Source organism: Protofrankia symbiont of Coriaria myrtifolia, from assembly GCF_900634755.1.
GTDB classification, from domain to species: domain Bacteria; phylum Actinomycetota; class Actinomycetes; order Frankiales; family Frankiaceae; genus Protofrankia; species Protofrankia coriariae.
The window spans coordinates 3,160-15,523 of sequence record NZ_CAAAFS010000305.1; the positions used below are offsets into that span (position 1 = coordinate 3,160).

Consider the following 12,364-nt stretch of genomic DNA (forward strand, 5'->3'; position numbering starts at 1 on the left):
CCGGCCCTGCCGCGGCTCGCGGCGGGGATCAGACCATGGCCGCGGGCCCGGGCCCGGCGGTGCCGGTGCCCGTCCCGACAAGGTCCGCTCCTATGACGTCCACCCGCTGGCGTGTGGTGAGGGTGCCACGGCCCGGCCCGCGATAGGAGCCGGACGTGGGTGCCACCTCGGTGTAGTCCCGGCCGGTGGCCACGGTCACGTACCGCCGGTCCACCAGCCGGTCGTGACAGGGGTCGAGCGCGACCGCGCACGCCCCGCCGCCGATCGTCCCCGTGGCCGCGGGGACGATCACTTCTACCCAGGCATGTGAGGCGCTCTCACCGATCATGTGGCCGGAGACGTACCGTGCCGGCACGCCCGCGGCCCGGCACAGCGCCAGCATGACGTGCGCGTGGTCCTGGCAGACCCCGCGTCCCCCGGCGAGGGCCTGCGCGGCCGTGGTCGTCACGTCGGTGCTCCCGCCCGCGTACCCGATCCTGCGGTGCACCCAGGCGCAGCACCGCAACGCGGTCTCGAGCGGGTCGGGGACGGCCAGCGCCCGAGCTGCCGCGATCATGGTGGCGTCGGGCGCCGTCAGCGGGGTGGGTGTGAGCAGCCTGCGGCCGGTCAGCGCGGACGCCGGCAGCGTCGGCGGCCCGGCCCCGGCGGTGCGGGTGAGGACGACCGTGGCGTCGAAGTCGAGCCGCCGTGGCACGGTGTCCAGCCGCACCAGCGCTGCCTGGGAGCCGTCGACCGTGCGCTCCCAGGTGACGGTGGCCGTCGGGTCGGACACGGCGAGGTGGTACGCGCACACCGTCTGGTCACCATGCCGGCGCGGGGGGACGACGACCAGGCGGTGCGCCAGCTGCCAGGCCGGACCGTCATAGGTGTAACCGAACCGCTGCCGAACACGATAAGTCACTGACACGATCGCCGAGTCCGCCGGATCGACGTCCATTTCACTAGCGGAAAGCATACCGTCCGGCACTGTGCGCAACAAAGCTGCCTGTGTCACCTGTTACGCACGCACCGGCTGCGCCGGTACCGCCCCGGTCGTCACCGCCACGCTCCGGCGTCCGCCGGCCCCGAGCCACAGGATGTTTCCCCCACGCTACGATATTCACCCGAACGCATTTCATGAGCGTTACACATTGCGTTCGTCCAGGCCTCATCCCAGACGAGTTGCGCCGGTCCTAATCGCCCCACCCGGCTGCCTCGTCCCCAACGAACTGGCACCATCGAGGGCATGACAGAGCTGGTGGTGAACCGATCTGAGCAACCGCAGCGCAAACCGCGAAGCGCCCTGCTCGAACCGCTGGAAGCACCCCGGCCGCCGGTACCGTCAGATCTTCCAAATGATCGGTTCATCAACCGGGAAAAGTCCTGGCTGGACTTCAACGCGCGAGTGCTGGCACTCGCCGAGGACGAGAGCGTCCCGCTGCTTGAACGCGCCAAGTTCCTGGCAATCTTCGCCAGCAACCTCGACGAGTTCTACATGGTCCGGGTCGCGGGCCTGATGCGCCGGGAGGCGACCCGGCTCGCGGTGCTATCCGCCGACGGCCTCACCGCGCGCGAACAGCTCGACCTCATCAGCCGTACCGCGGCCGATCTCGGCGAGCGTCACTCGCGGTGCTTCACCGACGCCGTCATCCCCGCTCTGGCCGAGGCGGGCATCACCATCCAGTTGTGGAACGACCTGACCGACGGGCAGAAGGACCGGCTGCACCACTACTTCCACCAGCAGATCTTCCCCGTCCTCACCCCGCTCGCGGTCGACCCGGCGCACCCCTTCCCCTACATCAGCGGACTCTCCCTCAACCTTGCAGTCACTGTACGTGACCCCGGCGGGGATGGCGACCGGTTCGCCCGCGTGAAGGTCCCGCAGAACGTGCCCCGGCTGATCCGGGTCATCCCGGAGCCCCCGGCGGGCGTGGGCGGCCACCACCTCGCGCACGACCTGGGCGACGACGACCACGAGGTCTGCTTCATCCCGCTGGAAGAAGTCATCTCCGCCCACCTCTCGCAGCTCTTCCCCGGCATGGAGGTGGTGGACTCCCACCTGTTCCGGGTGACCCGCAACGCCGACCTGGAGGTCGAGGAGGACGAGGCCGAGGACCTCCTCCAGGCCCTCGAACGCGAACTGGCCCGCCGGCGGTTCGGCCCGGCCGTCCGCCTCGAGGTCGGTGACGACGTCGACGACAACCTGCTCGACCTGCTGATGCGCGAACTTGAGGTCACCCATCGCGAGGTGGTCCGGGTCCGCGGGCTGCTCGACCTGTCGGTGCTGTGGGCGCTCTACGAACTCGACCGCCCGGAGCTCAAGGACCGGCCGCACGTGCGGCGGACCCACCCGCGACTGGTGCCCTCCGACGATCATGTCGACTTCTTCACGGCGCTACGCGAGGGCGACGTGCTCGTCCACCATCCCTACGACTCGTTCACCACCTCGGTGCAGCGCTTCATCGAACAGGCCGCCGCCGACCCACACGTGCTGGCCATCAAACAGACGCTGTACCGGACCTCGGGTGACTCCCCCATCGTAGACGCGCTGATCGCCGCCGCCGAGGCCGGCAAGCAGGTCGTCGTCCTGGTGGAGATCAAGGCCAGGTTCGACGAGACCGCGAACATCCGGTGGGCCCGTGAGCTGGAGCGGGCCGGCTGCCATGTCGTGTACGGGCTGATCGGGCTGAAGACCCACTGCAAGACATGCCTGGTGGTCCGCCAGGAACGCGGCGGGCTGCGGCGCTACTGCCACATCGGGACGGGCAACTACAATCCGAAGACCGCCCGCCTGTACGAGGACCTCGGTCTGCTCACCGCCGACCCCGACATCGGCGCCGACCTCACCGACCTGTTCAACGTCCTGACCGGGTACAGCCGCCAGACCGAGTACCGCTCGCTGCTGGTCGCCCCCCAGCTCATGCGGAACGGGATCATCGAACGCATCGAGCAGGAGACCGAGGCGGCGCGCCGGGGCCACCCGTCCGGCGTCCGGATCAAGGTGAACAGCCTCGTCGACGAAGAGGTCATCGACGCGCTGTACCGAGCCTCCCGCGAGGGCGTGCCCGTCCAGTGCCTCGTCCGCGGGATCTGCGCGCTGCGCCCGGGCGTGCCAGGCCTGTCGGAGACGGTGCACGTCCGCTCGATCCTGGGCCGTTTCCTGGAGCACAGCCGGGTGCTGGAGTTCACCGCGATCCAGGAGTGCTGGATCGGCAGCGCGGACATGATGCACCGCAACCTCGACCGCCGGATCGAGGCGCTGGTACGGGTCGCGCAGCCGTCCCAGCAGGGGCCGCTGAAGGCCATGCTCGACCACGCCTTCTCCGACAGCGTGGCAGCCTGGATTCTGCGGCCGGACGGGACCTGGTACCGTCGGGCCATCGACCCGGACGGGCAGCCCCTGTCGGACTACCAGAACGACCTGATGGGCGTGCCGCCCCGGCGGGCGGCGCACGCCTGACCACGGCGGACAACCCGCCGGAGCCTCCGGTCGCGCGATCACAGAATGACCGCGCGACCGGAGGCTCTGCCAACTTGCACAGCCTTCGGCGGTGCCAACTTTCTCAGCCTCCGGCTGCGCAATCACTCCATGATCACACAGCCTTCGGCAGTGCCAACTTTCTCAGCCTCCAGCTGCGCAATCACTCCATGATCACACAGCCTTCGGTGGTGCCGAGCCAACTTCGCGGGACCTCCGAGGCCGGTGGTCCTGGTGCTCAGTTGTCCTGCGGATCCTCGCTGGCGGAGACGCTGGCCTTGAATTCCGAACCGGGCCGGAACTTCGGCACGACCGAGGCGGCGACGTGCACCGGCTCACCCGTCGCGGGGTTACGACCGGTACGAGCCGCCCGCTCGACGCGCTCGAAGACACCGAACCCCGTGATGGTCACCTTCTCACCGGCGGAGACGGCCTCCTGAATCGCGTCGAAGACGGCATCGACGGCCTTGGTCGCGTTCGACCGCCCGCCCTCGATCTGCTGAGCGATTCGATCAACCAACTGGGACTTGTTCACAACAACCTCCGGACGCCCCCCGCGGGCGCGGGGTAGGGAGCAGATCGGGCATCACACTGCGCTGCACCGTAGGCATGTCCACCGGTTAGGGCAATTCCCGTGCGCGTGTCGCGCGACACAAACATGCACGTCAGCGGCCCTTCTAGATCATCCGATGCCATCGGGAGGATGCCGGCGATCCGCCGATGGACTACGTTTCGTAACATTCAATGTTTTTCGCTGACTCCTGCCGGGACCGGTACGGTGGTGGGCAGCCAGCCGGGCCGGGTAGCCTCGAAGGCGGTGACGGCGTCCTGGTGGCGCAGTGTCAGGCCCACATCGTCGAGGCCCTCCAGCAGCCGCCAGCGGGTGAAGTCGTCGATGTCGAAGGCCGCGACGAGCCCGGGCGCGCGCACCTCGCGAGCGCCCAGATCGACGGTGATCTCGATGTTGGGGTCGGCCTCGACCTGGCTGGTCAGCGCCTCGACCGTCGCGGCGGGCAGGGCGACGGCCAACAGCCCGTTACCGAGAGCGTTACCACGGAAGATGTCGGCAAACCTGGCGGAGATCACCGCCTTGAACCCATAGTCCTGCAGCGCCCACACAGCGTGCTCACGGGACGAGCCGGTACCGAAGTCCGGGCCGGCGAGCAGGATCGTGGCACCGGCGTGGACGGGGTTGTTCAGCACGAACGCGGGGTCGGCCCGCCACTCGGAGAACAGCCCGGCACCGAAGCCGGTGCGTTCGATCCGCTTCAGCCACTCGCTGGGGATGATCTGGTCGGTGTCGACGTCGCTGCGCCGCAGCGGCACCGCCCGGCCGGTGTGGGTGGTGAACGCCTCCATCGCGAGTGCGCTCCCTTCGTCGGTGTGAGGTGTCGCGGGGGCCGGCCGGGCTGCCGGTCACGAGGACCGGCCAGGATGGCCGGCCGCGGGGTCAGAGGTCCGCCGGGGCGGTCAGCCGCCCGGTGACGGCGGTGGCCGCGGCGACGGCCGGCGACACCAGGTGGGTGCGGCCGCCGGGCCCCTGGCGTCCCTCGAAGTTGCGGTTGGACGTGGACGCGCTGCGCTCCCCCGGGCGCAGGGTGTCCGGGTTCATCCCGAGGCACATCGAGCAGCCCGCGCTGCGCCACTGCGCCCCGGCGGCGCGGAAGACCTCGTCGAGCCCTTCCGCCTCGGCATCGGCCTTCACCACCATCGAACCCGGGACGACCAGTACGCGCACCCCGTCGGCGACCCGCCGCCCGCGCAGGACCTCGGCGGCGGCCCGCAGGTCCTCGATGCGCCCGTTGGTGCAGGAGCCGATGAACACCGTGTCCACGGCGACGTCACGCAGCGGCGTGCCCGGGGTGAGCGCCATGTAGGCCAGGGCCCGCTCGACCGAGGCCCGCAGTGCGGGATCGGCGTAGTCGGCCGGGTCGGGGACCCGGGCGGCCAGCGGCGCGCCCTGCCCCGGGTTGGTACCCCAGGTGACGAACGGGCTGAGTTCGGCGGCGTCGATGACGACCTCGCGGTCGAAGGTGGCGTCGTCGTCGGTGGCGAGGGTGCGCCAGTAGGCCACCGCCTCGTCCCAGGCGGCCCCGGCCGGGGCGTGCGGGCGCCCCCGCAGGTGGGCAAAGGTCACCTCGTCCGGAACGATCATGCCGGCGCGGGCGCCCGCCTCGATGGACATGTTGCAGACCGTCATGCGGCCTTCCATGGACAGCGCCCGGATGGCCTCACCCCGGTATTCGATCACGTGGCCCTGGCCACCGCCGGTACCGATCCGGGCGATGATCGCGAGAATCAGGTCCTTGGCGGTCACGCCGGCCGGCAGCGCCCCGTCCACGGTGACGGCCATGGTCTTCGGCGGGCGCTGCGGCAGCGTCTGGGTGGCCAGCACATGCTCGACCTGACTGGTGCCGATGCCGAAGGCGAGCGCGCCGAACGCGCCGTGGGTGGAGGTGTGACTGTCACCGCAGACGATCGTCATGCCCGGCTGGGTCAGGCCCAGCTGCGGGCCCACGACGTGGACGATGCCCTGGCCGGGGTCGTTCATGGGGTGCAGCCGGACGCCGAAGTCGGCGCAGTTCTTGCGCAGGGCCTCGACCTGGGCGGCTGAGACCGGGTCGGCGATCGGCAGCAACGTGTCGGCGGTCGGGACGTTGTGGTCCTCGGTGGCGATGGTCAGATCCGGGCGGCGGACGGGCCGGCCGGCCAGCCGCAGCGCCTCGAACGCCTGCGGGCTGGTCACCTCGTGGACGAGATGCAGGTCGATGTAGAGCAGGTCGGGTTCGTTGTCGGCACGCCGGACGACGTGGGCGTCCCAGACCTTCCTCGCGAGTGTGCGCCCCATGGCCCACTCCTTCAGGTGGCTTTCTCGGGCCCGTCCGGCAGCGCCGGGCGGGGTGACGAACATGCGGTGCGGATCACTGACCCGGGCCATCCGAAACTTCGTACGCCCCCGTGCATCTCATTATTTGGGATGGCAGTATCAATGTGTGGAACAGCTTAGCGGAGTCGGTGTGCTGGACAAGGCGGCCCTTGTGCTGACCGCGGTGGAGACCTCCCCCGCCTCCCTGGGCGACCTGGTCGCCCGTACCGGGCTGACCCGGGCGACCGCCCACCGCCTGGCCGTCGCCCTCGAGGTGCACCGGCTGGTCGGACGCGACCCCAGCGGCCGGTTCGTGCCCGGCCCGCGGCTGGCCGCCGGCGGCGCGGCACCGCTGCCGTGGGCCCTGCTGGCCGCCGCCGCGCCGGTACTCGCGCACCTGCGGGACACCACCGGGGAGAGCACCCAGCTCTACGTACGGCGCGGGGACGTGCGGGTGTGCGTGGCCGCCGCCGAGCGGGCCAGCGGCCTGCGCGACACCGTCCCGGTCGGGACCATGCTGCCGATGACCGCCGGCTCCGGCGCGCAGGTCCTGCTCGCCTTCGGCGCGGACCCGTTCCCGGGCCGGGACGCCCGCGCCCTGCCCACGACCGGGACCGTGGGCAGGGCCGAGGGCGCGCCGGCGGGGGCGGCGGAACCGCCGGCGGGCGCGGTCTTCGGGGCGTCCACCCTGGAACGGGTGCGGCGGCGAGGCTGGGCCGAGAGCGTCGGCGAGCGGGAGGCCGGGCTCGCGTCGGTGTCGGCCCCGGTACGCGACGCCACCGGTCGGGTCGTCGCGGCGCTGTCCCTGTCCGGCCCGGTCGAACGACTCACCCGCTCCCCCGGCCAGCGTCACGGGGCCGCCGTCGCCGCCGCGGCTGAGCGGCTGAGCGGCTGAGCGGCCGGTCCCACCGGTGGCCCTGGGCCCGCTCGTCGAGGCGGGGTAGCGGCTTGCGGCCTTCCAGTACCCGCGGCGGACCCCCTGTACCCGCCGCGGGCTGGCTCCGCCCAACCTGGCGCGGCCGGCGTGACCCGGCCTCGTCGGGTCACCGGGGGTGAGAACGTCCACGCCTCGTGGGCAGCTCGTGAGCACCTCGGACGAAGGCGTTCCCGCCCATACCTGTCGTAGTGGGCGGCAGGTGGACCCGACGACGTCATTCGTCACATTTGACGGCCCGTGCTTTCGCCATAAGCGAACGCTCGCAGCGCGGCAACGTTCAGGACGACGAGCGTCCGTCCCCTGTTCGCGATCAGCCCGTCCGACCGGAAGGTCCGCAGGTCCCGGCCAACGGACTCCCGGGACGATCCGATGGCGGCAGCAAGGTCACGCTGTGTCACGCGCAGTGTGATCGCGATACTGCCGTCCGGATGCCTGTCCCCGTGCCGGTGCGCGAGCTCGAGCAGGTGCCGGGCGAGGCGGATGCCGGTCGGGTACGCGCCCAGTTCCGACCGGCGCCGGTCGGATTCCCGCAGCCGCCGGGTGATCGAGCTGACCAGGGCCCGTACGACCTGGGGATGGGTGGCCACGAACGTCCGGAACGCCTCGGCGGACACGACGACCACCTGCGCGGACTCCACCGCCACGACCGACGCCGACCGGGTCCCGCCGTCGATGACCGCCATCTCACCGATGAGATCACCGGGGCCGCGGTGGGCGAGCAGGGTCTCGTACCCGCTCTCGGCGACGGTCACGACCTTCACGCGCCCGGTCCGCACGATCATCACCAGGTCGGCCCGGTCGCCCTCCCGCAACAGGACGTCGCCCTGCCCGTAGTGTCGGACCATCCCGAGCGCCTCGAGCGCGAGCCGGTCCCGCGGGCTCATCTGGGCGTGTTCGCGTTCACCGCCGAGCATGCCCACGCCCGTCCGTGTCACCTGCGGTCACGTGTTTCCTTCTGTCACAGAGCTGGTGGCGCAGAGTACCTTTTTGCTCGGGTACAAAAACGGAGGCGGCCACCGGTACAGCGCCGCGACACCATACCGCCATGATCCTCACACTTTCCGCAATGATCGACGGACTGCGCGAGCATCTCCTGCCCGCTAGTGGCGTTTCCGTCATAAGGTCCTGGTCACCGGGCCTGTACCACGGTGTCTGGCCGGGTGTCCCGACCGGGCATCCCGGCCGGATGTACCACGGCTGATGCGTGCACAGGGGGGAGCACCGGCGATGCGCAGGCTGGGTTCCCGCTACGTCCTGCACCAGCCGCTCGGGAGGGGTGCCAGCGGCGAGGTCTGGCGGGGCGAACGGGTCGACGACGGCACCGGCGACCACGGGCTGGTAGCGGTCAAGATCCTGCGACCCGAGGTGTCCGACGACCCGGAGATCGTCGACCGCTTCCTGCGCGAGCGCCGGGTCCTGCTGGCCTTCGACGACCCGCACCTGGTGAAGGTCCGCGACATCGTCGCCGAGGGCAGCACCCTCGCGATCGTGATGGACCTCGTGGACGGGACGGACCTGCGCGGCTACCTGCGCGCGCACGGCCGGCTCCTGCCCGCCGAAGCGGTCCGGCTCGTCGGGCAGGTGCTCTCGGCCCTGGCCGTCGTCCACACCACCGGCGTCGTCCACCGGGACGTCAAGCCGGCGAACATTCTCGTCGACACCAGCGGCGGCGGGCCGGCCCGGGCCATGCTGACCGACTTCGGCATCGCCCGGCTGACCCAGAGCCCGTCCATGACCAGGCTTAGCGTCGCGATCGGCACGCCGATGTACATGGCGCCGGAACTCGCCGAGCACACCCGGGCGAGCCCCGCCGCCGACATCTACGGGGTTGGTGTCGTCCTCTACGAGCTGCTGGCAGGCCGGCCCCCGTTCGTCGCGCCGAACCCGATCGCCATGATCCGGGCACATGCCTTCGAGGCGCCACCGCCGATCGACGGGATCGACGGACCGCTGTGGGACGCCGTGTGTCACCTGCTGGCCAAACACCCCTCGGAGCGGCCCGCCACGGCGGAGACGGCCCGCCTGGAGCTGCGGGCCGCGCTGGCCGACGGGAAGAAGCGGCACGGCCACGCCTTCGAGGCGGCTGGGCCGCCGGACGGCGGGACCCCGGCGGATCCCGACGCGACAGTCGTGGTCGCCTCGCGGCAACCGCCCGACGAGGACGACGACCCGGCGACCCTGCTCTCACCGACGGCGGCATCCCCCGCGTACGTGGCGGGCCAAGAGCACGAGGACAAGGACGAGTCGGAGTACACCCGGACCGCCGTCGCCGGGCCGGCCGTCCCACCGGCGGCACGGCCATCGGTCGGGCAGCCACCACCGGGGCAGTCGGCAGCGGCACAGCTGGCCGCACAGTCGTCGCCGCCGGTGGGGGAACACCCGCGGACGCGGTCCGCCCGCGCCGGTGTCCTGGTCGCGGCCGGTGTCGCGGCTGCCGTGCTCGTAGGCGCCGGGTCGTGGGCTCTGGCCGCCGGCCTCGGTCGCGGTGACGGTGACCGGGGCGGCCGCACGACATCCCCGGTCACCGCCCCGGCAGCGGTACCGAACACCGCGGCTGCGGCCGGTCCGGCCGCCACCAGACCGTCACCAGTTGTGTCCGTCGCTTCCGTGCCGACGGCCGCGCCGCCTCCCACGGACGCCACGGCGCCGGCCGGCCCCGGACCGGACGGCGAGCCGACCAGCACTGGCGGCGAGCCGCCTGCTGCCTCGAGCTCCGCGCCGCCCCCGACATCGTCGCCGGATTCCCAGGCAGTGGTACCGGACGTCCGCGGCACGCTGCTCAGCCGCGCCTCCACGATCCTGCGCCGGGCCGGCTTCAGCGACATCCCCTACGTGTACGACTGCTACCGTTCCCTCGACGTCGGCAATGTGGTGCGCCAGGACCCGATGGCCGGCACGCGGGTCGCGACAACGTCCGCGGTACGCCTGTACCTGCAGGCCAACGACTGCTCGAACGTGCCGAACGTCGTCGGGATGACGCTGGACGACGCCGCGGCGACCCTCAAGAAGGTCGGCTTCACCAACATCCCCTACGTGTACGAGTGCCTGAACTCGAAACAGATCGGGGCCGTCGTCACCCAGTCGGTCGCGCCGGGGACCAGCTACGGCAGAAGCAAGCCGGTGAGCCTGAAGCTGCAGGCGAACAACTGCTGATCACCCAGGCTGGCCGTCACACCGGCCAGCCGTAACGGCCGTCGGTCAGCCGGAACGGTCGATCGGGCGCGGCCGGTTCGACCACAGCGGCGGAGCGGCCCGCAGACCTGACCGGGACTCCTCGGCGGCCCGGGAGCGGGTCTCCTCGCCCGCGCGCGGGCCCGACCGAGCATCGTCCCCCGACGACGACCGCAGGCCCGGCTCGGGGTCCTCGCCCGACCGCAGCCCCGGCCGGACGTTCTCACCGGACCACAGGTCGAGGCGGGCATCCTCACCGGAACGCAGGCCTGGCCGGCCGTTCTCCCCCGGGCGCAGGCCCTGCCGGGTGTGGCGGCCGAACTCGCGGGCCAGCGGCAGCGTGGGCCGTTGCGGGACGCGAGCGCCCACCGCGGACCGGTCGAAAGCCGCCCGGACTCCCGCCGAAGGCCGCGGGTCGACCGCGCCCTGGCGAGGCACCGCCGCCCACATGTCGACCTCGACGATGATCTCCCCGTCCTCGGAGGCCATCCGCAGCCGCCCGCCGTGGACCTCGACCAGGCGCCGCACGACGTACAGGCCCATGCCCGCGCCGTCGGTCTCCCGGGTGGCCGTCCCGTCCCGCTGGGTGAACGGCTCGAAGAGCTGGCGGATCGTGGCCGGGTCGAGGTCGGGGCCGGGATTGCGCACCCGCAGGATCACCTCGTCGCCCACCCGTCCGGCGATCAGCCGTACCGGCGCTCCCGGCCAGGAGTGCACCAGCGCGTTGTCGACGAGGTTCGCGACGACCTGGTGCAACGCCTGCCGGGCCATCCGCACGGGCAGGTTGGGCGGGACGTCGACGGTGACGTTGGCGGCCGTCGTCGGCGTGTAGGACAGGGTCGCGAGGACCTCGTTGACGACCTCGGGGAGATCCGCGACGCTGTTCTCCTCGGTGCCGGTGGCCGTCGCCGCGGTGAGCATGTTCTCCAGCAGCCGGGACAGCCGGTCGGAGTAGCTGACCGCCGAGTCGAGCATGTCGTCGAGCTGCGCCGGGGACATCCTGTCCCGCCGGCGCTTGATGGTGAGCAGGGTCCCACGGATGCCGGTCAGCGGCGTGCGGAACTCGTGGGAGACGGTGGCGACCAGGTCACTGCGGATCCGGTCGGTCTCCTCCAGGCGGGCCATCAGGCTCTGCTGTCCCTCGTAGAGCTGCGCCCGGAAGTGCTCGGCCCGCCGCCGCGCCTGCTCGTTGAAGTGCCAGAAGATCATCTGCGCGGCCGCCAGCGCGCAGATGAACGCCGCGCTGACCGCGGCGAACACCCAGGACGACCCGGTGCGCTCGGCCATGACGATCTGGTCGCCCACCACGCCGTTCGCCACGAACACGAACGCGATCGCCAGCAGGTAGACCGTCCAGTCCTCGTACAGGGCGATAAGGGCCACGACCACGAAGAAGTGGAAGTACACCTCGGTCTGCCCGTGCGAGAGGTGGACGAACACCACCGAGCTGCACAGCAGCCCGAGGCTGGTGGCCAGCGCCCGCAGCCGGCGCACACCCGGCATGACGGCCGCGCCCAGCAGCACCGCGGACGGGGCGGTCGAGGCCAGACCCTGCCAGATCCGGAAATCCTGGCACCAGGCGTAGACGACGATCGCGGGCAGGTGGACGGCCAGGACCCAGACCAGCAGCCGGTGCCGGGCGACCCAGTCCTCGGTGGGCAGGCCGCGCCCGTGCGGCATCCACTCCAGCAGCTCCTCGCCGATCTTGCTGGTGACGCTCGCGGGATCCACCGCCGCGGACCGGCTGCCGGAATCCGACAAATCGACACGACGAACCCGGCCGGCGCGCGCACCACCGTGGCGACGCCGCGCCCGGTCAGGTACAGGGGCCGCGGAGGACATCCGGGCTATCCTGCACCGATCACCATCGGACGCACCATGGCCGTCAAGGATGGTGTGCCATGCCAAGCATGCCTACCTGGGACTAGTAGAC

Annotated in this window: 10 protein-coding genes; 4 read left to right on the forward strand and 6 right to left on the reverse strand. The window is 71.4% G+C overall.

Going from position 1 to position 12,364, the window contains the following annotated elements:
• Nucleotides 1-28: 28 nt before the first annotated feature.
• Complete coding sequence (locus CM1CMNOD_RS17225; RefSeq protein ID WP_347176565.1) at nucleotides 29-901, reverse strand: transglutaminase family protein; 873 nt, start codon at nucleotides 899-901, stop codon at nucleotides 29-31.
• 324 nt (nucleotides 902-1,225) lie between these two features.
• Here CM1CMNOD_RS17225 and CM1CMNOD_RS17230 point away from each other — a divergent pair, with 324 nt between their 5' ends.
• Nucleotides 1,226-3,439 (forward strand): RNA degradosome polyphosphate kinase, encoded by a 2,214-nt coding sequence (locus tag CM1CMNOD_RS17230; RefSeq protein WP_043603972.1) that lies wholly within the window; start codon nucleotides 1,226-1,228, stop codon nucleotides 3,437-3,439.
• 256 nt (nucleotides 3,440-3,695) lie between these two features.
• On the opposite strand, the gene CM1CMNOD_RS17235 is transcribed toward CM1CMNOD_RS17230, so the two are convergent.
• The 3 genes from CM1CMNOD_RS17235 to leuC all read right to left on the reverse strand — a co-directional run bounded on the left by CM1CMNOD_RS17235 (nucleotide 3,696) and on the right by leuC (nucleotide 6,305).
• A complete protein-coding gene (locus tag CM1CMNOD_RS17235; RefSeq protein ID WP_013874863.1) occupies nucleotides 3,696-3,992 on the reverse strand; it encodes an HU family DNA-binding protein in 297 nt (98 codons plus the stop codon).
• A gap of 206 nt (nucleotides 3,993-4,198) precedes the next feature.
• A complete protein-coding gene (gene leuD, locus CM1CMNOD_RS17240) occupies nucleotides 4,199-4,816 on the reverse strand; it encodes a 3-isopropylmalate dehydratase small subunit (protein ID WP_013874864.1) in 618 nt (205 codons plus the stop codon).
• A 91-nt stretch (nucleotides 4,817-4,907) separates the two neighbouring features.
• The gene (leuC, locus tag CM1CMNOD_RS17245; RefSeq protein WP_013874865.1) at nucleotides 4,908-6,305 is read right to left on the reverse strand and encodes a 3-isopropylmalate dehydratase large subunit; all 1,398 of its coding nucleotides are present in this window, start codon (nucleotides 6,303-6,305) and stop codon (nucleotides 4,908-4,910) included.
• Between the two features lie 145 nt (nucleotides 6,306-6,450).
• On the opposite strand from leuC, the gene CM1CMNOD_RS17250 reads away from it, so the two are divergent.
• The gene (locus tag CM1CMNOD_RS17250; RefSeq protein ID WP_013874866.1) at nucleotides 6,451-7,218 is read left to right on the forward strand and encodes an IclR family transcriptional regulator; all 768 of its coding nucleotides are present in this window, start codon (nucleotides 6,451-6,453) and stop codon (nucleotides 7,216-7,218) included.
• A 263-nt stretch (nucleotides 7,219-7,481) separates the two neighbouring features.
• Here the strand turns inward: CM1CMNOD_RS17250 and CM1CMNOD_RS17255 are convergent, their stop codons facing one another.
• Nucleotides 7,482-8,195 (reverse strand): Crp/Fnr family transcriptional regulator, encoded by a 714-nt coding sequence (locus CM1CMNOD_RS17255; protein WP_131772806.1) that lies wholly within the window; start codon nucleotides 8,193-8,195, stop codon nucleotides 7,482-7,484.
• Nucleotides 8,196-8,305: 110 nt separating this feature from the next.
• Between CM1CMNOD_RS17255 and CM1CMNOD_RS22540 the strand changes: the two genes are divergently transcribed.
• Together CM1CMNOD_RS22540 and CM1CMNOD_RS17260 are read left to right on the forward strand one after the other, a co-directional pair.
• A complete protein-coding gene (locus tag CM1CMNOD_RS22540; protein WP_157491043.1) occupies nucleotides 8,306-8,461 on the forward strand; it encodes a hypothetical protein in 156 nt (51 codons plus the stop codon).
• 26 nt (nucleotides 8,462-8,487) lie between these two features.
• Nucleotides 8,488-10,413 (forward strand): serine/threonine-protein kinase, encoded by a 1,926-nt coding sequence (locus CM1CMNOD_RS17260; protein ID WP_013874868.1) that lies wholly within the window; start codon nucleotides 8,488-8,490, stop codon nucleotides 10,411-10,413.
• A 45-nt stretch (nucleotides 10,414-10,458) separates the two neighbouring features.
• Here the strand turns inward: CM1CMNOD_RS17260 and CM1CMNOD_RS17265 are convergent, their stop codons facing one another.
• Nucleotides 10,459-12,273 carry a sensor histidine kinase gene (locus CM1CMNOD_RS17265; protein ID WP_131774088.1) on the reverse strand — a complete coding sequence of 605 codons (1,815 nt, stop codon included), beginning with the start codon at nucleotides 12,271-12,273 and terminating at the stop codon, nucleotides 10,459-10,461.
• Between the last annotated feature and the right edge of the window lie 91 nt (nucleotides 12,274-12,364).